The organism is Ralstonia sp. 24A2 (assembly GCF_051783885.1).
Lineage (GTDB): Bacteria > Pseudomonadota > Gammaproteobacteria > Burkholderiales > Burkholderiaceae > Ralstonia.
The window spans coordinates 1,093,224-1,115,171 of record NZ_JBPVZD010000002.1; the positions used below are offsets into that span (position 1 = coordinate 1,093,224).

At 65.1% G+C, this 21,948-nt stretch carries 23 protein-coding genes; 8 read left to right on the forward strand and 15 right to left on the reverse strand.

Translation table 11 applies throughout. The features are described from left to right. Positions 1-3: 3 nt before the first annotated feature. A complete protein-coding gene (uvrA, locus tag ACS13N_RS10015) occupies positions 4-2,868 on the reverse strand; it encodes an excinuclease ABC subunit UvrA (RefSeq protein WP_438931522.1) in 2,865 nt (954 codons plus the stop codon). Between the two features lie 224 nt (positions 2,869-3,092). Here uvrA and ACS13N_RS10020 point away from each other — a divergent pair, with 224 nt between their 5' ends. From ACS13N_RS10020 to ACS13N_RS10035, 4 genes are all read left to right on the forward strand, one after another. Next, complete coding sequence (locus tag ACS13N_RS10020) at positions 3,093-4,256, forward strand: MFS transporter (protein WP_438932821.1); 1,164 nt, start codon at positions 3,093-3,095, stop codon at positions 4,254-4,256. Positions 4,257-4,303: 47 nt separating this feature from the next. Beyond that, positions 4,304-4,846, forward strand: a complete 543-nt coding sequence (locus ACS13N_RS10025; protein WP_438931523.1) for a single-stranded DNA-binding protein — start codon at positions 4,304-4,306, stop codon at positions 4,844-4,846. Positions 4,847-5,037: 191 nt separating this feature from the next. Continuing rightward, the gene (locus ACS13N_RS10030) at positions 5,038-5,196 is read left to right on the forward strand and encodes a hypothetical protein (protein WP_438931524.1); all 159 of its coding nucleotides are present in this window, start codon (positions 5,038-5,040) and stop codon (positions 5,194-5,196) included. Between the two features lie 121 nt (positions 5,197-5,317). Beyond that, positions 5,318-5,791: a hypothetical protein gene (locus ACS13N_RS10035; RefSeq protein ID WP_438931525.1), complete on the forward strand. Its 474-nt coding sequence runs from the start codon at positions 5,318-5,320 to the stop codon at positions 5,789-5,791. An 84-nt stretch (positions 5,792-5,875) separates the two neighbouring features. Here the strand turns inward: ACS13N_RS10035 and ACS13N_RS10040 are convergent, their stop codons facing one another. The 10 genes from ACS13N_RS10040 to ACS13N_RS10085 all read right to left on the reverse strand — a co-directional run bounded on the left by ACS13N_RS10040 (position 5,876) and on the right by ACS13N_RS10085 (position 16,018). Beyond that, positions 5,876-6,172 carry a hypothetical protein gene (locus tag ACS13N_RS10040; RefSeq protein WP_438931526.1) on the reverse strand — a complete coding sequence of 99 codons (297 nt, stop codon included), beginning with the start codon at positions 6,170-6,172 and terminating at the stop codon, positions 5,876-5,878. Beyond that, a complete protein-coding gene (locus tag ACS13N_RS10045) occupies positions 6,169-6,630 on the reverse strand; it encodes a hotdog family protein (protein WP_438931527.1) in 462 nt (153 codons plus the stop codon). Before ACS13N_RS10045 ends, ACS13N_RS10040 begins: the two co-directional genes overlap by 4 nt. Beyond that, entirely contained in the window at positions 6,627-7,457 is an 831-nt protein-coding gene (locus tag ACS13N_RS10050) for a beta-ketoacyl synthase chain length factor (protein ID WP_438931528.1), read from the reverse strand. Before ACS13N_RS10050 ends, ACS13N_RS10045 begins: the two co-directional genes overlap by 4 nt. An 8-nt stretch (positions 7,458-7,465) precedes the next feature. Continuing rightward, on the reverse strand, positions 7,466-8,677 hold the full coding sequence (locus tag ACS13N_RS10055) for a beta-ketoacyl-[acyl-carrier-protein] synthase family protein (RefSeq protein WP_438931529.1): 1,212 nt from the start codon (positions 8,675-8,677) through the stop codon (positions 7,466-7,468). Between the two features lie 88 nt (positions 8,678-8,765). After that, complete coding sequence (locus tag ACS13N_RS10060; protein WP_438931530.1) at positions 8,766-9,617, reverse strand: polysaccharide deacetylase family protein; 852 nt, start codon at positions 9,615-9,617, stop codon at positions 8,766-8,768. After that, a complete protein-coding gene (locus tag ACS13N_RS10065) occupies positions 9,614-12,061 on the reverse strand; it encodes an MMPL family transporter (RefSeq protein WP_438931531.1) in 2,448 nt (815 codons plus the stop codon). Before ACS13N_RS10065 ends, ACS13N_RS10060 begins: the two co-directional genes overlap by 4 nt. A gap of 11 nt (positions 12,062-12,072) precedes the next feature. Next, the gene (locus ACS13N_RS10070; RefSeq protein ID WP_438932822.1) at positions 12,073-12,630 is read right to left on the reverse strand and encodes an outer membrane lipoprotein carrier protein LolA; all 558 of its coding nucleotides are present in this window, start codon (positions 12,628-12,630) and stop codon (positions 12,073-12,075) included. 32 nt (positions 12,631-12,662) lie between these two features. After that, positions 12,663-13,643 (reverse strand): LpxL/LpxP family acyltransferase, encoded by a 981-nt coding sequence (locus ACS13N_RS10075; protein WP_438931532.1) that lies wholly within the window; start codon positions 13,641-13,643, stop codon positions 12,663-12,665. Beyond that, positions 13,640-15,352, reverse strand: a complete 1,713-nt coding sequence (locus ACS13N_RS10080) for an AMP-binding protein (RefSeq protein ID WP_438931533.1) — start codon at positions 15,350-15,352, stop codon at positions 13,640-13,642. Before ACS13N_RS10080 ends, ACS13N_RS10075 begins: the two co-directional genes overlap by 4 nt. A gap of 33 nt (positions 15,353-15,385) precedes the next feature. After that, positions 15,386-16,018, reverse strand: a complete 633-nt coding sequence (locus ACS13N_RS10085; RefSeq protein ID WP_438931534.1) for a hypothetical protein — start codon at positions 16,016-16,018, stop codon at positions 15,386-15,388. Between the two features lie 527 nt (positions 16,019-16,545). Between ACS13N_RS10085 and ACS13N_RS10090 the strand changes: the two genes are divergently transcribed. Then, positions 16,546-16,806: a phosphopantetheine-binding protein gene (locus tag ACS13N_RS10090; RefSeq protein ID WP_438931535.1), complete on the forward strand. Its 261-nt coding sequence runs from the start codon at positions 16,546-16,548 to the stop codon at positions 16,804-16,806. A gap of 43 nt (positions 16,807-16,849) precedes the next feature. Continuing rightward, positions 16,850-17,620 (forward strand): glycosyltransferase family 2 protein, encoded by a 771-nt coding sequence (locus ACS13N_RS10095; RefSeq protein ID WP_438932823.1) that lies wholly within the window; start codon positions 16,850-16,852, stop codon positions 17,618-17,620. Between the two features lie 13 nt (positions 17,621-17,633). Here the strand turns inward: ACS13N_RS10095 and ACS13N_RS10100 are convergent, their stop codons facing one another. Further along, positions 17,634-18,218, reverse strand: coding sequence for a TetR/AcrR family transcriptional regulator (locus tag ACS13N_RS10100; RefSeq protein ID WP_438931536.1), 585 nt, complete (start codon positions 18,216-18,218; stop codon positions 17,634-17,636). A gap of 294 nt (positions 18,219-18,512) precedes the next feature. Between ACS13N_RS10100 and ACS13N_RS10105 the strand changes: the two genes are divergently transcribed. Both ACS13N_RS10105 and ACS13N_RS10110 read left to right on the forward strand, forming a co-directional pair. Beyond that, the gene (locus ACS13N_RS10105; protein ID WP_438931537.1) at positions 18,513-19,094 is read left to right on the forward strand and encodes a tetratricopeptide repeat protein; all 582 of its coding nucleotides are present in this window, start codon (positions 18,513-18,515) and stop codon (positions 19,092-19,094) included. Between the two features lie 138 nt (positions 19,095-19,232). Further along, complete coding sequence (locus tag ACS13N_RS10110) at positions 19,233-20,066, forward strand: hypothetical protein (protein ID WP_438931538.1); 834 nt, start codon at positions 19,233-19,235, stop codon at positions 20,064-20,066. Between the two features lie 110 nt (positions 20,067-20,176). Here ACS13N_RS10110 and ACS13N_RS10115 read toward each other — a convergent pair whose 3' ends face one another. From ACS13N_RS10115 to ACS13N_RS10125, 3 genes are read right to left on the reverse strand one after another with little or no spacing between them, the layout of a single operon-like run. Then, a complete protein-coding gene (locus ACS13N_RS10115; RefSeq protein WP_438931539.1) occupies positions 20,177-20,986 on the reverse strand; it encodes a c-type cytochrome in 810 nt (269 codons plus the stop codon). Between the two features lie 53 nt (positions 20,987-21,039). Further along, the gene (locus ACS13N_RS10120; RefSeq protein WP_438931540.1) at positions 21,040-21,453 is read right to left on the reverse strand and encodes a DUF6691 family protein; all 414 of its coding nucleotides are present in this window, start codon (positions 21,451-21,453) and stop codon (positions 21,040-21,042) included. 1 nt (position 21,454) lies between these two features. Further along, on the reverse strand, positions 21,455-21,889 hold the full coding sequence (locus ACS13N_RS10125) for a YeeE/YedE family protein (RefSeq protein WP_438931541.1): 435 nt from the start codon (positions 21,887-21,889) through the stop codon (positions 21,455-21,457). Positions 21,890-21,948: the final 59 nt, after the last annotated feature.

Sequence of the window (21,948 nt, forward strand, 5' to 3'; positions counted from 1 at the left end):
GCGTTACTTGCGCTTGAGCAGCGGTGCGAGGTACTTGCCGGTAAAGCTGGCCTTGCTCTTGGCCACATCTTCCGGCGTGCCCTTGGCGATGATCTGTCCGCCGCCCGCGCCGCCTTCCGGCCCGAGATCCAGCAGCCAGTCCGCCGTTTTGATCACGTCGAGGTTGTGCTCGATGATCACGATCGTATTGCCGTGGTCGCGCAGCTTGTAGATGACCTTGAGCAGCAGCTCGATGTCGTGGAAGTGCAGACCGGTGGTCGGCTCATCCAGGATGTAGAGCGTGCGGCCGGTGTCGCGCTTCGATAGTTCCAACGACAATTTCACGCGCTGTGCTTCACCACCCGATAGCGTCGTCGCCGATTGCCCGAGGCGGATATAGCCCAGGCCCACGTCGAGCAGCGTTTGAAGCTTGCGGCGCACCACCGGCACTGGCGCGAAGAACTCGTGCGCCTGCTCCACCGTCATCTCCAGCACTTCGGTGATGTTCTTGCCCTTGTAGAGCACTTCCAGCGTTTCGCGGTTGTAGCGCCTGCCGTGGCACACATCGCACGGGACGTACACGTCGGGCAGGAAGTGCATCTCCACCTTGAGCACGCCGTCGCCCTGGCAGGCCTCGCAGCGGCCGCCCTTGACGTTGAACGAGAAGCGGCCCGGATCATAGCCGCGCTCCTTGGCTGACGGTACACCCGCAAACAGCTCGCGGATGGGCGTGAACAGCCCCGTGTACGTGGCCGGGTTCGAACGCGGCGTACGGCCGATCGGCGACTGGTCGACGTTGATGACCTTGTCGAAATGCTCCAGCCCATCAATGCGGTCATGCGCGGCCGGCTCCGGCGTCGAGCCATACAGATGGCGTGCTACCGCGTGGTACAGCGTGTCGTTGATCAGCGTCGATTTGCCCGAGCCCGACACGCCCGTGATGCACGTCAGCAGCCCAACGGGAATGTCCGCCGACACGCCTCGCAGGTTGTTGCCTGTGGCGTTGATGATGCGCAGCCAGCGTTCTTCATCGGGGGCGGTACGTTGCTTGGGCACCTCGATGCGACGCTTGCCCGAGAGGTATTCGCCCGTGAGCGACGCGGGCGATTGCTCAACCTGCTTGGGTGTGCCCTCCGCGATGATCTGACCACCATGCACGCCGGCACCGGGGCCGATGTCGACCACGTAATCCGACGCGCGGATCATGTCTTCATCGTGCTCGACCACCAGCACTGAGTTGCCCAGATCGCGCAGATGCTTGAGCGTGCCGATCAGGCGATCGTTGTCGCGCTGGTGCAGGCCGATCGACGGCTCATCGAGCACGTACATCACGCCGGTCAGGCCCGAGCCGATCTGCGAAGCCAGGCGGATGCGCTGCGCCTCGCCGCCCGAGAGCGTATCGGCGCTGCGTTCCAGCGACAGGTAATCCAGCCCGACGTTGTTCAGGAAGTTCAGCCGCGCGGTGATCTCCTGGACGATCTTGTCGGCGATCTCGCGCTTGGCACCGTGCATGTTCAACGTCAGGAAATATGTGAGCGCATCGCGCAGCGGCCAGCCGTTGATCTCATAGATGCCGCGCGCCTGGTCGGCCTCGCCAATCTTGACGAAGCGCGCTTCCCGGCGCAAGCGCGTGCCGTTGCACTCCGGGCAGGACTGGTTGTTCTGGTACTTGGCCAGCTCTTCACGCACGGCGATGGAGTCGGTCTCCTTGTAGCGCCGCTCCAGGTTGGGGATGATCCCCTCGAACGCGTGCTCGCGCACCGTGGTTCGACCTTTTTCGTTGATGTACGTGAACGGAATCTGCTGCTTGCCCGAGCCGTGCAGCACGATCTGCTGGGTCTCCGGCGACAGGTCTTCAAAAGCGACATCGATGTCGACGTCGTAGAACGCCGCCAGGCTCTGCAGCATCTGGAAGTAGAACTGGTTACGGCGGTCCCACCCCTTGATGGCACCCGAGGCCAGCGACAGGTTCGGGAAGGCCACCACGCGCTTCGGATCGAAGAACGTGATCTGGCCCAGGCCGTCGCAGTGCGGGCAGGCGCCCATCGGGTTGTTGAACGAGAACAGCCGCGGCTCCAGCTCCTGCAGCGAATACGAGCAGATCGGGCAGGCGAACTTGGAGCTGAAGCCGTGTTCCTTGCCCGTGTCCATTTCCAGTGCGATGGCGCGGCCGTCGGCCAGGCGCAGCGCGGTTTCGAACGACTCGGCCAGGCGCTGCTTGAGCTCCGGGTTGACCTTCACGCGGTCGACCACGACTTCGATGCTGTGCTTGTCGTTCTTCTTGAGCTTGGGCAGGTTGCCGACTTCGTAGACCTTGGCCTCGGCCTCATGTGCGGTGCCGCCGCCCGAGCGGATGCGGAAGCGCACGAAACCCTGCGCCTGCATCGCTTCAAACAGGTCGACGTGCTCGCCCTTGCGGTTGGCCACCACGGGCGCCAGGATCATCAGCTTGGTGTCGGCTGGCAGCGCCAGCACGGCATCGACCATCTGCGACACGCTCTGCGCTTCCAGCGGCTGGCCGTGGTCCGGGCAATACGGCGTGCCGGCGCGCGCATACAGCAGACGCAGGTAGTCGTGGATCTCGGTGACGGTGCCCACCGTCGAACGCGGGTTGTGGCTCGTCGCCTTCTGTTCGATGGAAATGGCCGGCGACAGACCTTCGATCAGGTCCACGTCGGGCTTTTCCATCAGTTGCAGGAACTGCCGGGCATACGCCGAGAGCGACTCCACATAGCGCCGCTGCCCCTCCGCATACAGCGTATCGAACGCGAGCGACGACTTGCCCGACCCCGACAGCCCGGTAATCACGACCAACTGGTTGCGCGGCAGGTCGAGGTTGATGTTCTTCAGGTTGTGGGTACGGGCCCCACGAATCTTGATTTCGTCCATGTGCAGCTTGGCGCTGAGGACCGCCCGCCCAGGTTGGGTGCGGCAATGAGCGGAGGGGGTGGAAAAGGGTAAGCCTGCTAATATACCGAACTTCGGTTTTGCGGGTACCCGGCCCCAGATGGGGCAGTCCGAAAGATCGTTCAAGTGTTCTTGCCGCCGCTTTTTTGCGGCGGTTTCCGCACCCAGTTTCCGACTCCCCATCCATGACTTCCGCTTCCGGCCGCATGACCGGCCTTGAGCTGCGCGCGGCTGCCTCGCTGGCCGGTATCTTTGCGCTGCGCATGCTCGGTTTGTTCATGATCATGCCGGTCTTTGCAGTGTTCGCAAAAACGCTGCCCGACGGCAACAACACCCAACTCGTCGCCTTCGCCATCGGCGTCTATGGCCTCACGCAGGCTGTGCTCTACATCCCTTACGGCTGGTTGTCGGACCGCTTCGGCCGCAAGCCGGTCATCGTGACGGGGCTGGTGATCTTTGCGGTGGGTAGCTTGGTGGCGGCGTTTTCGCACAGCGTGGCTGGCATTGCCGTGGGGCGGGCCATTCAGGGCGCGGGGGCGATCTCCTCGGCGGTCATCGCCTTCGTGGCAGACCTGACGCGCGAGGAGCATCGCACCAAGGCCATGGCCATGATCGGCGGCAGCATCGGCTTGTCGTTTGCCGTGGCCATCGTGAGTGCGCCGATCATCTTCCGCTGGGTCGGCATGCCGGGCATGTTTACGGCGATTGGCGTGCTGGCCATCGTCGCCATCGGCGTGGTGCTGTGGGTGGTGCCGAATGCGCCGCGCCCGCCCGAGCACGTGAAAGCGCCGTTCCGTGAAGTGCTGCACAACCCTGAACTGCTGCGCTTGAACTTTGGCGTGTTCGCGCTGCATGCCACGCAAACGGCGCTGTTTGTTGTGCTGCCCCACATGCTTGAAGCCGCCGGCCTGCCGATCGACTCGCACTGGCAGATCTACCTGCCGGTGATGGGCGTGTCGTTCGTGCTGATGGTGCCGGCCATCATTGCTGCGGAAAAGCGCGGCAAGATGAAGATTGTGCTGCTGTCGGCCGTGGTGTTGGTCATGGTGGCGCAATTGGCGCTGGGCGAAGTGCAGCCGACCTTGACCGCGTTGGCGATTGCTTTGCTGGTGTACTTCCTTGGTTTCAACGTGCTGGAGGCGTCGCAACCTTCGCTGGTGTCGAAGTACGCCCCGGGCGTGCGCAAGGGTGCGGCCATGGGCGTGTACAACACGACGCAGGCGTTGGGGCTGTTTGCGGGCGGTGCGGGCGGTGGTTGGATCTTGCTGCACGCGGGACAACACGCAGTATTTTTGACCTGCGCTGCGCTGGCTTTTGCCTGGCTTATAATTGCGAGCCCCATGCAGATGCCGGCGCTGCGCCGACACTAACCCGGGCCCAACGGCGGCATCACTTCAATTACCTTCGGAAACTCATCATGGCGTCCGTCAACAAAGTCATCATCGTCGGCAATCTCGGCGCCGATCCAGAAACGCGTTACATGCCCAGCGGCGATGCCGTCACCAACATCCGTGTGGCGACCACTGATCGCTACAAGGACAAGGCCAGCGGTGAAATGAAGGAAGCCACCGAGTGGCACCGCATCGCTTTCTTCGGCCGCCTGGCCGAAATCGCCGGTGAATACCTGAAGAAGGGTTCGTCGGTCTACATCGAGGGCCGCCTCAAGACCCGTCAGTGGGAGAAGGACGGCCAGAAGCAATACAGCACCGAAATCGTCGCAGACCAGATGCAGATGCTCGGCGGCCGCGGTGAAGGCGGTGGCGGCCAGGGTGGCGGTGGCGGCGGTTACTCGCGCGGCGGCGAAGGTGGCGGCGGTGGCGGTTACGGTGGTGGCCGCAGCCAACAAGGTGGCGGTGGCTATTCGCGCGGCGGTGAAAGCGGCGGCCAAGGTGGCGGTGCACGCCGTCAGCAAGCGCCGTCGAACGGCTTTGAGGATATGGATGACGACATCCCGTTCTGATCGGGATTCGGCGTAATTCTGTAAACAGAAAGGTCCTGAGGTTTCTGCCTGATCAATGGGTCAGGCGGGAATCTGCAGGGCCTTTTTTGTGGGGTCCGTATCCGTTGCTAGCCGGAACATGCTGACGGGCGCTCAAACGCAACAGGCGAACTAGACTGTAGGAGGCGATGCCGCCGCTCTGGAGAAAAGCCATGAAACGCGCGATGAAGAGCCTCCTGTTTGCCGCTGCCATGCTGACCGTGGTTGGTGGCACCGTTGGAACCTATGCCGTCCTCTCTGCATCGTCCGCATATGCTGAGCCGTGTGGTGGCCGCGGGTATCCGCAGGGCGGAAGCGGCGGTCAGCCCTAATCCAAGTCCATCGCGCTCGACCACCGTGCAGCCACAGGGGGATCTGCGTTTGGCAGGAGCTCACGGCGTTTGCAAGAATGGGTTTATCCAACCAATCGATCCAGTTCACCTGCCGACGCACATGATGCAAAAGAAGAACTCGCACCCGTGGATGATGGGCCTTGCCGGTATGGTGATTTCAGCTAGCGCCGCCGCCAGCATCCAATTACCGACGCAGCCTGTCGGGCCGCAGCAATTCGATAGTTTTCTGGCGTGCGAGGCGTACCTGAACCAGCGTCACGCTGATGATCTGCAGGGCACTGATGGCCCACCCACGCCACTGGAGAACGGCGGCACACGCGAGAAGCTTCTCAAGACCGAAGGGGTGCTGCAGACTGGCCCCGAGGCAGCGCACTACGAGGCCCGAGTCAGTTGGGTGGTGCGCTTCATCAACGAGGCGCGCCACGCGAAACAGACCAACTACCTGTTTGAAGACGTGGACCTGACGTGCGCGGGCACCACCCTGCGGGGCACAATGCATCGGGGTCATGCCAAGCCCCAGATGACGCCATTGCCACAGGAGGCCGAGATGCCCGGCGGGGCTCCCGCGCACTAGATGACGGTGATTGGCTGAACAACGAAAAACCCGGCATCCGTCATGGAGCGCCGGGTTTGACTTCAGCCTGCCGATGCGATGAGCTCAGTCGCTCTCACAAGGCTTCTTGAACACATGCTTCACGCCACACTTGGTGGCGTGCGCGGCGTTCTTTACGCCGTGTCCAACCGCGCGCGCGGCGTGGGCCGTGGCATGGCCGGCTTCCTTTGCCGCGTGCCCGGTCTTTCTGGCAGCGTCCTTCGTGCCTTGCTTGATGTTCTCTTTCGTCTCCGACAGGTCGGCATGGGCGACGGGGCTGAGCAGTGCCAGCAAGAGCGCGGCAATCGGCAATAGCGGGAACAGGCGACCTTTCACGGCAGGATTCCTCTCAAACAAGTTCATACGACGGACGCGTCGAGTACGACGGCGGCGCGGCCGGTGAGCAGCGTGCGCTCGGCGCAGCGCACGGTAAAGCGATACAGCACGTTGTTGCCGTCGCCGCTGATGCGTTCGGCTTCGATGTCGAGCGGCGCGTCAAACGTATCGAGCCGCGCAACGTGTGCTTCAACACCGCGCACGCTGGCGAGAAAGCCTGCGCGCGGACGCGCTTGTGCGGTATCGCGCAGGGCGCCATGTACGGCCATGGCCTGTGCGGCGTATTCGACGCCGCACACGGCGGCCAGCCGACCGTGCGCGCGCAGCGGGTTGGCCGGATCGCGGTGGCTCGTTGCCGTGCAATGGATGCGCGCGTCGTCCCAGGCGAGCACAGTGTCGAGCAGGCACATGGCGCCGCTGTGCGGAATGCGCGCGGCAATCCAGTTGCGATCGAGCGGCGGCGACAGCGGTGTGTCTTGTGTCATGGTGCGCTCTGGCTGAAGACGCCATCGGCCCCAGGCAGGACGATATCCACCTGCAGCCGCGTGTCGGGCAGATAGTCGAGCACCACACGTTGCGGTTGCCGTGTCGCCAGCGCTTCGAGCAGCGGCAACACGCGTGCGGCAGGATTGCTGCCACGCAGGGCCTCGAGTTCGGTATGCGCCAGCGTGGTGGTGGGGGCGTCGGTCAGGGCGACATCGATGCGGGCCAGCGTGCGTTGACCCGGTTCAGGCGCGAGGACCAGTGCCACGGCAAACGCATCGGGCACCGGTCGCACCGCGCGCAGCGGTTCAGGGTAGTCGCTGTCGTAGACGATCAGCAGGTTGGCTGCAGCATCAACCGCGACCTGGCAGAGGCTCTCCAGCAGGCCCGCGGCAAAGCTGCCGTCGTGTGCGCACAGTACGTTGGACGGCGCCGTGGCATGTGTGGCAATGCTCCAGTAGCCCGCCGGTGCGTTGTGCACGGAGTTGTGGAAACGCGTGGGTGACAGCTTGCGATCGTCGCTGGCCAGTGTTTCGCAGATCACGTGGCAGTTCTGTCCGTCGCCGCCGGACGAGCTGAACACGGTGGCCAGCGTGGTGGCATCGCGTCCGCTGGCGGCGACGGCTTCGTGGCCGACCGCGAGTGCAAGCTTGACGACCGGCCCGGTGCGGCGGCGCTCGACTGACGGCAGGCTGGTCGGCGAGGGCAGGACGGTGCGCGCGGGCGCGTACGCCGCACGCCCGGCAAGAACGTCTGCCGCCAGCGGCCAATCCTGCAGGCCGGGCCCGAGCAGGCCGATGCTTTCAATGAAGGCGCTCAGTCGGGTCATGATGCGGGTCAGTGGCGGGCTCGGTCGGCACGACCGAAGATGAGGCTGCAGTTTGTGCCGCCAAAACCAAACGCGTTGCTCAGCGCGGTACGCATGTCGGCTGCGCGGCTGTTGGTCACGTAGTTGATGGCCAATGCAGGGTCCGGCTGCGCAGTATTGATGCCGGCCGGCAGAATCTGGTGGCGCAGCGCCAGCGCGGTGATCACGGCTTCCAGCGCACCTGCCGCACCCAGCGTGTGGCCGGTCGCGCCCTTGGTCGAACTGCACGGCGTGCCGTCGAACAGCACGTGGATGGCATAGCCCTCGGCGGCGTCGTTGCTGAGCGTGCCGGTGCCGTGCAGGTTGATGTAGTCGATGTCCTTTGCGTCGAGGCCGCTGGTGGTCAGTGCTTGCGCCATCGCCGCGCGTGCGCCCAGGCCTTCGGGGTGCGGCGTCGACATGTGATGCGCGTCGCTCGATTCGCCGATGCCGAGCAGCAGAATCGCGTTGTCGTCCAGGCGCCGATCGTTGTCGGGTACACGTTCGAGCAGCGCAAAGGCGGCAGCCTCGCCAATCGAGATGCCATCCCGCGCAGCATCACATGGCCGGCACGGCTGCTGCGACAGCAGCTCCAGCGAGTTGAAGCCATACAGCGCGGTCAGGCACAGCGAATCCACGCCGCCCACCACCGCCGCGTCGATCAGGCCAGCCGCCAGCATGCGCCGCGCCGAGGCAAACACCTTGGCGCCCGACGAACATGCCGACGAAATCGCCATCGACGGTCCGCCCAGTCCGAAATACGCCCGCACGAAGGCGGCAGGCGAGTAGATGTTGTGCGTGTGCGCGTAGTGAAAGTCAGCCGGCAGCGCGCCGGTTTGGGTGTCACGGTGCTGGTAGGCGTGTTCGGCCTGCAGGATGCCAGAGGTGCTGGTGCCGATGAACACGCCGACGCGCTTGGCACCGTAGCGCGCCTTGGCGGCTTCAACCTGCTCGGCAAAGCCGTCTTGCGTCAGGCCGATCTGCGCCAGGCGGTTGTTGCGGCAATCGAAGTCGGACAGGTCGGGGTGCAGGCGCTCTGCGTCTGCGCCTTCCACTGCACCGATCCAGGTGTCGAGGTCTGCCCGTGGGAAGTCGCAGGGCGCCAGGCCGCCACGCTGCCCGCGCAGCGCGTCGAGCGTGGCGTCGAGGCCACGTCCGATACAACTCGTGGCGGTGAAATGCGTGAGCAGTAGGGGCTTCACGGGAAGGGGGGCTTGGGGGCGGTTCACGGGGTTGCGGCTTGGCCGGCTGGTGCGCTGGCTCGATACACAAATTTTATCAAACGGTCACCTATGGGCCGCTCGGTGGCAAAGCCTCGAATGCCAGCGCGGCGCGCAGGGTGACGCACTGCAACTGCGCTTGCGCCGCCGCCTGCAGCACGATCGGCAGCGCGGCCAGCAGCACCGGCTCGCCGCGTGCGTCGCGCGCCGCGTGGCCGTCGTGAACGAGCAGGATGTCCTGCGCTGCCAGGTTGTGCAGCAAGCGCTGCGCCACCGCGGCCGCATCACGCGAACGTGTGTCGAAGCCGCGTCGGGTCCAGCTCGCGAGTTGCAGGCCGAGCTGGCACAGCACGGGTTCGAGGAACGGGTTGCGCAACCCGGCAGGCGCGCGGAAGAACAGGGGACGCGTACCGGTGATCTCCGTCAGCGTGTTCTGCGCGGCCTCGATCTCTCGACGCAGCGCACCGAGGCCTTGCACCGAGAAGTTGTGCCGATGGCGTTGGCTGTGGTTTTCCACCGCGTGCCCGCGCGCGACGATGGCCTCGACGCAGTGCGGGTGTCGGCGCGCCAGATCGCCAATGCAGAAGAACGTGGCGCGGGCGCCGTACGTATCCAGCAGATCGAGCACGCGTGGCGTGACTTCGGGGTCAGGGCCATCGTCAATGGTGAGCGCGATCCGCTGGCCGGCCGTTGCGGGCAAACGCGTCCAGTTAGGCCCGAGCAGTGCACTGCGCGGCCATAGCCCAGCGGCCATCATCGCCAGATGCGAGGCAACCACGGCACCACCCGCCCACGGCCACGACGACGGCTGGACCACCATCGCCATGGCCGCGCCGGCGTGCAGCGCCAGTGAGCCGGTGATGAGCGGCGTTGGCTGCCAGCGTCGTGCCATGTCGGACGTGTTGATGTGTGGAGCGTTCATGCGGCGATGTGTCTGTCGGGATCAACCGGCGGCGCGAGGATGGCGGCGAACACCAGCGCCAACATGGCGCCGGGGCCGACCGTCAGCCCGAAGGTTTCCAGCATCGGCACGCGCGAGAAAGCCAGCAGGCCAAAGCCGGCCACCGTCGCCAAGTTCGCTACCAGCAGTGATACCAGCGTCTGCGGGGTGATGCTCGACGTGCCCGCACGCTGGTTGAAGAACAGCGCGTAGTTCGAACCCACCGCCACGATCAGCAGCATGCCCACCAGGTGCAGGATGGTCAGTTGCACGCTCGCCAACGCAAAGCCGGCTGTGACGGCCAGCACCGCGGCCACCAGTGGTGCGAGCGCGCGCAACGTGCGTTGCGCAGAGCGGAGCGTGACCAACAGCAGCAACGCAATCGCCGCGAACCCTGCCAGCGACAGGTGGATGTCTTCGCGTACGTAGTTGACGTACAGCCGATCGGCCTCGGTTTTCAGATCGACGAACAATGCGCCGGGCAGGTTGGCGCGCTCGACCGCGGTACGGATGGCAGCGGCATCCAGGCTGGGTTGGTTTGCCGTCTGGGCCCCTGCTTTGTCGACTGAGGGTGCACGCAGCGGCAGCATGGCGCTCCATTGGCCGTTGCGTTCCGTCAGCAATGCATCCACGGCCAATGCCATCGATGTGCCTTGCAGGTCCGCGCGGCGCAGCAGCGGTTGCGTGCGCGCAGCGGCCACATCGGCGATGAACGGGGCGAAGAGATCCGGTTTCACGCGGATGGGCTGATCTTCAACCGCAGCGTGCATGCGCGCTGCCAGCACATCGGCGGGTGGCAGGCTGGCCAGGCGCGCGCGCTGTGTGGCATCGCTTGGCAGATAGCGTGCGGGGTTTTCGAACCCGGCCAGCGCGCCCGCATCCACCAACAGTTGCAGTTGGGCGGCCATCTTCTCCGCGCCCTGCAACGCAGCCTGTTCGGTCGCGCCCGGAATTACCACCAGATAGCGTACGTCCGGTGCGCCCACGTCGGCGCGCAGGCTGGCATCGAGTGCCTGGCTTTTGGCAGGTACTGGGCTGAGCGCGGCAAGTTCGCGGCTCCACAGGCCATCGCGATGCAGCACAAGTGCGGCGCATGCACCGACTAGCGCAAGCACCAGCACCCAGCGCAGGCGTGGCGCGGCCTGTGCGGCGCGCGCCAGCCACGCACCGAGCTTGGCAACGTCGCGAATCTCCACGTGCGCACCACGCAGGTGCGGCAGCACATAGCGCGTGACCAGCGCCGCCGTCACCAGCCCGACAATCGAATAGGCCCCAAGCTGTACGAGCCCTGGAAAGCCCGAGAACAGCATCGACGCAAAACCGCACACCGAGGTCAGCACACCCAGCCGGATGGTCGGCCAGTACGTGGCAATCCACGCGCGCAGCGAATCGTCTGTACGCTCAGTGCGTGTGTGGGCCGACTGCACGAACAGGTAGATCGAATAGTCGACAGCCTCGCCGATGAGCGTGGTGCCGAACCCGAGCGTCAGCCCATGCACGGTGCCGAACCCGACGCTGACCGCCGCTACCCCGGCCGCCACGCCCGAGAGCACCGGCAGCAGCCCAAGCACCAGCGTGCGCGGCGAGCGATACACCGTCAGCAGCAGCGCAACGATCAACACCAGGCTCAACGCAGACAGCCGCTCAACGTCGTGCTTGATGGTGTCGCGCGTGTCGACCGAGAATACGCCGGGGCCGGTCATCAGCAGCGTGGTCGATGCGGCATTCGGCACGGTGCGCGCAGCCGCATCGAACGCGCGGCGCACTGTGGCGATGGCGCGGGCCTGCGCATCGGTGTCGGAACCGGCGGCGGAAGTCTGCGCGACCAGCACGGCGCGCTTGCCGTCGTGCGAGGCCCGGACGCCGTTCGATGTGGAGGGCAGCGCTGTGCTGTCGAGCTGGCTGACCAGCGCGGCCACCTCGCCGGTGGGGTCGCGCGGCAGCATGTTCTTGGCGATCAATCCGGCTGATGACGCCAGCAAGTCCAGGCTCTCGCCCAGCGCGGCGTGCAGCCCGTCGGCGGAAAAGCGCTGCGGTGTGACGGCCGGGCTGAGCAGATAGCGGTGCGCGAACACGAATTGCCGGTCGCGCACCTCGCTCACGGGTTCGCCGTTGTTGATCGCGTTGAACTGCGCATTGGCACGCAGCGTGGCCGCAAGCTGCCGAGACAATGTTGCACGCGTCGGCGCATCGCCGCCTTCGATGCCGATGAGGATCAGCCGCGACACCAACCCCTCGCGCAACTGGTCGACCAGCACGCGTTGCTCTGCACTGGGCGAGCGCGGCAGAAAGGCGGAGAGGTCCGCCGTGAAGCTCGTACGCCCGATCACGATTGCGCACAGCAGCAGGCCGAACAGCCACACCAGCACGGCGGGCTGCCGCAGTGCACGGCGCATTGCATGCGTATCGTGGACGGGCTCGCGCATCGGCATCCGCTTCAGTGATTGATCGGCCGCAGGCGCATCAGCGAGTGATCGCCGTCTGCCTGGCGGATGACGACGCTGCGCAGCACATCGCGCGTGCCATCGAGCGTGATGGTGCTGACCACGTTCTGCATGCGCGCGTCGATGGGGGTGAGTGTCAGCGTCCAGTCGTCACCCCGGCCGCTGATGGCGACCTTGTACACCGCTTCGAGCGCGTAGCGATTGCCCGCCAGTGTCGCTCGGATACTTTCGATGAATGCGGCAAGCTCCGGATATTGCGCAAGCGGCATCGTGAACTTGTGCTGGTTGCGTTCGACGGTCAGCGTGTTGCCGTCGATCACGAGGTGCTCGGGCTTGGGTGCCAGCGTGTGCTTTTCCAGGTGGTCGGGGGCGACGAAGACGAGTTCGCCAGAGGATTCGACGGGCTGTTCAGCAATCGACAGGGTCTTCGTTTCGGTAAAGGTGGCGCGCCCAGACTTGTTGCGGGCGAGTGTGGACATCAGGCGGTCGAGTGTCCAGCTGGAGGTGTCGGCGGCATGAACGGTGCCGGCCAGCATGCTGGCGGTGAGCATGGCAACACAGGCGCGAAGCAGTGGGCGTGAGGTCATGGCGTCTGGGTTTCCCGGCCTTCTGGGCCCTCTTGGCCTTTAGCGGGCTGCCGTTCAGCCGCGTTGGCATCGTGCCAGAAGTCAAAGAAGTTGAACCAGTTGTAGGGCGCGGTGCGGCAGCAGTGTTCGACGTGTTCCACATAGCGTGCCAGCGCTGCCTGGACGGCGGCGGCGCGGTCCTCGCGCTGCAGGTTCGTGAAGTCGGCCAGTTTGTCGAACCGGACGGCGTAGCGGTTGCCGCCCAGGTGCAGGCCGCTCATGAACAGCACTGGCCGCTTGAGCATGGCGGCCATGTGCAGTGGGCCCAGCGGAAACGCAGCAGGGGCGCCAAGGAAGTCCACGCACCGCACGGAAGCGCCCGCATCGCGCAGCAACGTGCGATCGGCCAGCATGCCAACCAGGCGATTGTCGTCGAGCGCCTCGCGCACCTGCAGCATCGCATCGACGCGCCCGAGCGGAATGATCTCTGGCGCCGCTGCCGGGTTGATGGCGGCGACGGCGGCGTTGATGTTGCGCGCGTTGTCTTCGTACATGGCAACCGCCACTCGCAGATTCGGCAGATCCGGTGCTGTGCGGCCGAGTGCACGTACCATTTCGAAGCTGCCCAGGTGCGCGCCCAGCAGGAAGGCGCCGTGCCCCTGCGCGAGCACCTCGTGCACATGCGCCTGCCCCTGCAACTGAATGTCGAACAGATCGAACCGCGCATGCATCAGGTAGATGCGATCGTGGATCGTGGTGCCGAAGGTGAGCATGTGGCGATAGACGTCACGTAGGCCAACGGGCCGGCCGAGCGTGCGCCGCAGGTAGTCGCGCGATGCACGGCAGGCCGCGGGCGAGCACAGCACAAAGTACAGCGTGCCCAGCCGCAGCAGGAGCCGGCCGAACGGCCGCCCCAGATGCAACGAGACCCACGTCATCGCGCGCAGTGCTGCGAGATTGCTCCGCTCCGGGCGCTCGGCCCATTCGGGGCGCTTCATGCCGGCACGGCCTCCGGCATGCCCGCCTGCGCACTGAGCACACCGCTGGCCACTTCCCGCTCGCCTGCGCGGATTGTGAAGCGGATCGCGCCACTGGCCGTGGTGTCGAACGCGAGATCAAGCGCCTCGCCCGGTGCGGCGGGGCTCAGGAACTTGGCCGAACCGAGCTGGCAGGCATCGAACGAGCGGCCCAGCGCCACCCCGATCGTGTGGATCGCATGATCAAGCAGTACCACGCCAGGCACGATCGGGCGCCCTGGGAAGTGGCCGGGCAGCGCAGGGTGATCGACGGGGATGGTGTAGTGCATCGCAGGCTTCCGGTGATGGAGCTGCAGCTGTTGCGCAACCAGTGCGGCCAGGGTATCCCGCGCCAGCTTGCCGGTGCCGTTGCGCGGCAGCGCATCGACAAACAGCAGCGGGCGCGGCAGGAAGGCAGCATCGATGCGCTCGTGCAGCGCGCGAAGCACCTCTGCCGCACTGCGCCCCGGCGCCACCACCAGCGCGACCAGCCGCGTGACCGGCATGCCGCCATACGCATGCGGTGTGGCCGGCGCATCGTCCGGCATGAAGAACACGCCGTCCACCACGCCCGCAATCGCATTGAGCTGATGGTTCAGATACGCCAGCGAAGAGCGCTTGCCGGCAATGTTGATCAGATCTGCCTTGCGTCCGTGCAGCAGGAAGCGTGTGTCGTCCAGCAACTCCAGCGTGTCGCCCATCGGCACCGGGGTTTCCACGTGCCCGCCGGAGACCCACACCGTCGGGCCGTCGTCATCGGCCGTGCCTGCGCGTGACTCCAGCGACTCCAGCCGAACGTCGGGATAGGCATGCCACACGGTGTCCTGTGCGGTGCGCCGTGTGGCGATCTGACCGGTCTCGGTGCTGCCATAGATTTCGACGAGCGGTGCAGCCAGTCGCGCCTCCGCCTCGCGCGCAAGCGCTTCTGACAGCGGTGCGGTGGCCGACAGCACCAGCGCTGCTCCCGGCAACGTGGGTTCCGACGCCAGCAGCGCCCGCAGGTGCACCGGCGAGGTCACCAGCACGCGCGGTTCCGGCACGGCCTCCAGTGCCTCACGGATATCCGCCGGATAGAACGGCTGTCGGTTGCTCAACGCCAGGCCTGCCTGCAGCGCAAGCAGTACCGTCACTTCAAAGCCATACATATGCTGTGCCGGCACGGTGCCGACCAGCGTGAAGGCACGCCCGTCATCCAGCCCGAGCCGCGCAGCCCCCGCGCGCATGCACCGCACGAGCCCGCCCCATGTCTTGCGATGCGGCACCGGCACACCGGTCGAGCCGGACGTGAACAGATAGGCCATGACCTGCGACGCATCAATCTGCGGCACATCGACAGGCGCATCGTACGGCGTCGCATCGTCGGCGTAATGGAAGCCGGGCAAGTCGACGGGGCATGCGATTGCGTCATGCAGGCAGAACACATCGGGCGCGAACGCTGCCAGTTGACGCACCATCTGCGGTGTCTGCATGGGCGGCAGCAGGCTGATCTTGCCGGCCACCAGCGTCGCGCACAGGCCGACGGCAAAGCGGTAGCGGTCCGTGCAGGCGTTGAAGACGTGGCCGCCCGGCGGGAGCATCGCGGCCAGCCGCTTCACGTCGGCAAGGAACGTACGCACGGAAACCGGTGCGCCGTCGCGCCAGGCGAGCGTGTGGTCCAGCGAGGTGTGGGAGACCAGCGGGTAAGTCGGCATGAAGCAATCTCGGGTGATGCAGTGGGTGTGGGTTCAGCGGGGTTGCCGGTAAGCACGCATGGCGTCGAACAGGCTGGAGCGCGGCTCGCCACGCAGCACGATGCGCCGGCAGAGATATTCCGCGGCAAACATCACCCCCACCAGTGGCAGCGATACGTAATTGGCAAACGTCGACCACGTGACGATCGATGCCATGGCAAACAGCACCGTGGATACGGCTGCCGTTGCCAGGAAGAACAGCGTCCATGCCACCGTCACCTGTCGCGAATAACGCGTGATGCGCGGCGTGAGCGTGCCATGCACGATGGCGGCAAAGCGCGTGCAAAGCGGTTCACGCCCAGCGGCGAGCGTGCGGCCGAATAGGTAAGCCATCATCAGGTTGAAGCTCGCATGCTCGAGGTACAGACCCCATTCGAAATGGCGCGCCAGCGGTTCGCGAAGACTCCACAGCGCAGCGCAGATCAGCAACCACGGCGGCAGCCACCAAACGCGCTGGGCAGAGCGGGCCGCGGCCACCAGCGCAACGGCCAGTGGCGGCACGAGCGCCATCGCCAGCCCGAAGGCATGCATGCCCGGTGTCGCCACCGCGTAATGCGCGCCCACCTGGTAGGCCACGACCGCAGCCACGCCTGCCGCGCCGCGCAAGATGCCGGTCAGTCGATCCATGTCAGAAGGGCGCGGAAGAAGCGGTGGTGCATCAGGTGTTGGGTGTGTCTGTCCGGTGGTTGGTCGTGCCGGGCATTTTCATCATACGCAGGCGCCAGCGGGCCGGTTGGTGCAGACCGAACCTCGCCAGCCAATGCTGGCGGCCACATTCTAGTGGCCTGCACGTGCCTCGCCCGACTGGGCGATGATGCGTTTGTAACCGGATGTACAAGCTGTCGAACGTGTGATGAAAGCGTCCGGATGCCGATTGGCGATACGGCGCGGCGTTGCTCCTACCGTTGAATCGTTTGCGTCACAAATGCGGGTGTCGTGCGCGGGGTTTTTGTCACGGTTTCGCGCTATACGAGGGGGGACCCTTCGACTAGAATCCGCGTAGCTTAAACGACCCCCAAACCACACGGGCGGGGGCAGGGCAAGGCAGGGTTTGGCGAGGAGGACGTCGTCGCTTCAGGCCACATTCCTGGCCGCATTCCCTCGCTACAGGGTCTCTGTCAGCAGACCCTACACTGCCCGTGTGAGCAAGACCGATGAACGATCTGGAAAAAGAACTCGCCGCCCTGATGATCGGCGAGCTGAATCTCGAAGACATCCAACTCGACACCCTGACCGCCGATACGCCGTTGTACGGCGAGGGGTTTGCGCTCGACTCCATCGACATTCTTGAAGTTGCACTGCTGATCTCCAAGAAGTACGGCTTCGAACTGCGTTCGGGCAATCCGGACAACGCCAAGATCTTCGCTTCGCTGGGTTCGCTGGCGGCTTATGTGGCCGCCCACCGCACGCGATAGGCACGCGCTGGTGCCCGACACGTTGCCGCGCACGCATGACGCCATGCCGATGACCGGCGCATCTTCCACGCATCTGGTCCTGATCCCGAGCTACAACCCGGGCACGAAGCTTGACGAGACCGTGCGCAGCGCCCGCGCGCAATGGAACCCCGTTTGGGTGGTGGTCGACGGCAGCACCGATGGTAGCGCCGAGCGCTTGCAGGCCATGGCCGCGCAAGACCCGGGGCTGCACGTGATCGTGCTGCCGCGCAACCAGGGCAAGGGCGTGGCCATCCTGGCCGGGCTCGAGGCCGCTGCCGCGCGCGGCTTCACCTATGCGCTGACCATGGATTCCGACGGTCAGCACCCTGCTGACCTGATCCCCGCCTTCATGGCTGCCTCGCAGGCGGCACCCGACGCGATGATCCTCGGGCAGCCGGTGTTCGACGCAAGCGCGCCGCAGTTGCGCGTGCAGGGCCGGCGCCTGTCGAACGTGTGTGCAGACCTCGAAACGCTGTGGGCGGGCATCGGCGATACGTTGTTCGGATTCCGCGTGTACCCGATCGCGCCGTTGGTCGCCATCATGCGCCGGCATACGTGGATGCGCGGCTTCGACTTCGACCCGGAGGCGGCCGTGCGTCTGTGCTGGGCCGGCGTGCGCCCGATCCGGGTGGATGCCCCGGTGCGCTATTTCCGGGCAAACGAAGGCGGCGTGTCGCATTTCCAGTATTTGCGCGACAACATCCTGTTGGTGGGCATGCACCTGCGCCTGACGGCGGGTGGGCTGCTGCGCTTGCCTTGGCAGATCGCCCGGCACTTGCGGCGGGGCTGGTAGACGCGGTCTCGGCTTACGCGAGGGTGTGAGCAGTGGCCTTCTTGGCTTGGTTCAGTAGCGTCTGCGCTGCAAGCCACGCCCGGGTGGCGGCCGTCGGGTCGCCAACGGCGCGCGCGTCGGCCGTGGCACCGGAGAGCAGCATCACATAGACGCTCGCGAGCTGCCGCGCTGTGCCGGCGGGCACCACTTCCGCCAGCAGTGTCTCAATCATGTTGAGCAGATCGTCGCGATAGCGCACCGCCACGTCGGTCACCTTGGGGCAGGTCGCGCCAAACTCGGCCAGCGCGCGCTCGAACAGGCAACCGGCAAACTCCGGGGTGCGGAACCACGTTTCGTACCAGTCGAAGATGCCCTTCAGGCGGGCCGTGACGTCAGGCATGGTCGAAAGCTGCTCGGCCATGCTGTTCATGATGAAGGTGTAGCGCTGCTCCAGCACTTCCTTGATCAGGTCTTCCTTGCCGGAAAAGTGCCGATAAAGCGTCATGCGCGCGACACCGGACTCGCTGATGATCCAATCGACGCCGACCGGGTAGAAGCCGTGCCGGGAAAACAGCTCGCTGGCCTTGTCCACCACCTGTTGGCGCTTGCTTGCGCGCATTGCTACCTCTCTTGATTGCTGGCTTGCATCTTAGCATTGGCCTCTTGCCGCATCCTGTGGACTGGGGGGCCGTCAAGCCATGCTCAGACTGTTGTTGCCATGTCAGCTTTACGCTTTGGTAACACAAGTGCACATGGTTGACGCTAAAGTAGACCGATCTATATCATGTGCCCGCGATTCATATGTGGGGCGGGGAAGAGAAGACTTTGCACGACCGGTCGGGGCATCCCAATCCGGCGATGACAAGGTTTCTCTCAAATCGACAGCAACAATAAGAAATAAGAGGTCAGACGAATGCGTAATCGTTTGCTGATGCTGGGGGCAGTCGTGTGGTTGGCCGCATGTGCCCAGCCGCAACCGCCCAGCGATGTCGTGCGGATTTGCGACGATCGTGGGTGCGCCGATCGGCCGAAGGCTCAAGTGGCTTTTGACCAGGCGAATATCCCGGACGAAGAGCCGCGCATCGCGGCTCTCAAGGAAGTCGCCAAGCGAGAGCCCAAGGCCGCCTATGACCTGGGCCTGCGCTACTTCCGCGGTGATGGCGTGCGTCAGGACAGCTACCAGGCGCTGGTGTGGATGCGCGAGGCTGCCGAGCACGGCAACCTGGCGGCGCAGAAGGCACTGGGCGCGTTCTACCTGTTCGGCCTCGAAGAGATGGGCTCCGACCCGGCTGAAGCCGAAAAATGGCTCTCGATTGCGGTGAGCCGCGGCGATAAGGAATCCAAGAAACTGCTCGACGAAGCGCGCAAGGCGAAACAGTCGGAGCAGGACGACTACAAGTGGCGCGCGCAGTGGCGCACCACCTATTACAACTATTGGTACTCGGGTTATCCGTATCTGGGCGTCTGGCGTCAGACGACCTGGTACTGGTACTGACCGGACAAGCGAAAGCGTTATCGCGTTTTTAAGGCGCTTTGGGGAGAGGGGAAACTCGTCGCGCGCCTTGCCAGGGGGGCTTATCGAGTCGAAGGACGCGTAAGCCGGAAATCGACTCAATTCGAGCCACAAAACAATATGAAAACCAATCTCTTTAGCCGCACTGCCAAGTTTGCAGGTGTGGCAGTGATCGCTGCTTCCCTCGCCGCATGTGCGGGTGGTGGCGTTGTGACCCCGGGAGGCCAGAACGCCGGCGTGAGCGGTGCTGCCGCCGGCGGCTCCAGCGCAGGCGCAGACCCGACGCTCGAGCGCTGCGCTTCGCCGCTGGGCACGATCGCCATGGATGACGGCCGCAATGCCGACTGGTACGGCCAGTTCGGCAGCGCCACCAAGATCACCACGATCGACCCGCTGCTGCGCCTGGCTGTGCAGCAGTCCAACTGCTTCATCATCACGTCGATCGGCAACCAGAAGACCGATGCACGCCTGTCGCGCATCACCGATCTGCAGCGCAACTCCGGCGAATACCGTGCCGGCTCCAAGCAGCAGAAGGGCCAGCGCGTGGCCGCTGACTACTACATGGAGCCGCAGATCATCATCAACGACTCGCCGATCGGCGGTGTGGCTGGTGCTGTGGGCGGCCTGCTGGGCAACAGCGCCATCGCTGCACTGGCTGGCAGCGTGAAGTCGAAGGCATCGGTGGTGACGCTGACGCTGTTTGACGTGCGTTCGGCCGTGCAGATTGCTGCAGCGGAAGGCAGCTCGACGGCCACCAACTACGGCGCGGTGCTGGCCGGCTTCGGCGGCGGCGTGGGCGGCGGTCTGGCTGGCTTCTCCAGCACGCCGGAAGGCAAGGCCACGGTGGTCGCCTTCATCGACGCCTGGAACAAGATGGTCGTTGCGCTGCGCAGCTACAAGGCGCAAGACGTGAAGGGCGGTCTGGGCCGTGGCGGTCAGCTCAAGGTCAACTGAGTATTGAGCGGGGATTCACACAGAAGAGACGTCTAGCGTCCTGATGTGTCAAAGAAAAAGCCTGCGGCGGTGACGTCGCAGGCTTTTTTTCTTGGCTGGGCGCGGTTGCGTCAGCGTGCGTCTTTCGGCCGATCTCCCTTGGGCCAATCTTTTGCGCGTTCGGCATAGTCGGGGCGCGGCTGCTGGGTAAAGAACCCGGCCACATCCACGGCTTCCTGCGCCGTCAGCGTGCCGCCCTGGCCCAGTGGCATGTTGTGCTTCACGAAGGGCGCCGCGGTGTACAGGCGCGCCATGCCCGCACCGATGTTGAACGAGTCCTTGCCCCACAGCGGCGGCATGAAGTAGCCGCCTTGCGGGTTCGGCATGCCCTGGCCCTCGGCGCCGTGGCAGGCGGCGCAACGTTGTGTGTAGATGGCCTTGCCGTTCTCGCGATTCGGCACGAGCGCGGTGTCGATCTTCTCGAAGCCGCGTCCGGTCACGTTGGTGCCGACGGGCACGCCGCTGGAGAGCCATTTCATATACGCGAGGATGGCGTTCATGTCCTCGCCGTCATAGGCGATCGGCTTGCCGTTCATCGAACGCTGGAAGCAATCATTTACGCGCTGCTGCAACGAGATGACGGCACCGCTGCGCGAACGGTATTCCGGAAACGCGGCGGTCAGCCCCACCCAGGGCGCGGCGTACGGCGTCGTGCCGCCGTTCAGGTGGCAGCTCGTGCAGTTCAGACCGTTGCCGACGTTGTGCGGCAACTGGCGCTTGGTGTCGGTCAAGATCAGCTTGCCGCGCTTGATGGCGTCGCCGACGGGGCCGGCTGGGATGGTGGCTTCGTCAGGCACCGGCAGCGTGCCGGGCGTGGTCTGTGCGAATGCGGATGTGGTGACGGCCAGCGCCAATGCAGCGCCGAGCTTGCGAAGCGTCATGTTGCCCCCTGTGGGTTGGTTATGTGTTGTTGTAGAAGTCGAGGGTTGCGCGGCTAGCGTTTGCGCTCGATCACGCTGAAGACGGCCATGCCCGCAAGCATTGCGCCGACAAAGCCGATGGCCTTGGGCACGCCCGCGCCCAACGTTACCAGTGCCGGCCCCGGGCAGAACCCCGCCAGGCCCCAGCCGATACCGAAGACTGCGCTGCCGAGCACAAGCCGCATGGTGACGCCCGTGGCAGACGGCCATTGAATCAGCGTGCCGAGCAACGAGCGGCCACGCCGCCGCGCAATGAAGAACGCGACCGCGCCGACGGCAATCGCCCCGCCCATCACGAAGGCCAGCGATGGGTCCCACCGGCCGAACAGATCCAGAAAGCCGAGCACCTTGGCCGGATTGGCCATGCCTGACACGATAAGCCCCGCACCAAACAGCAGGCCCGCGATCAACGCAATCACGATCGGCATGTCAGCCTCCCACCACGTGTCGCATCACGAACACGGTGGCGATGCCCGCCGCCATGAAGGTGAGCGTTGCCACCAGCGAGCGCACCGAGCCGCGCGACAACCCGCAGACACCGTGGCCGCTTGTGCAGCCACCCGCATAGCGCGTACCGATGCCCACCAGGAAACCGGCGGCGATGACCTCGCCCCAGCCGGCGGAGATGTCGGACACCACCGGCTGGCCGAGCCGCGCTGCAATGACGGGTGCCCCGATCAGCCCGACGAGAAAGGCGATACGCCAATCCATGTCGCCACGCGGGCGCTGCAGCAGCCCGCCGACGATGCCGCTGATGCCGGCAATGCGGCCGTTGCCCAACACCAGCACGGCCGCAGCCAGCCCGATGATCAGGCCGCCAATCATGGCCGCGCCCGGCGTGAAATGCGCAAAGTCAATCGACATGGGAATCGAGGTGGGGTGAAATCAATTAAGGTTCAAATAATATATAAATTTGTAGATTG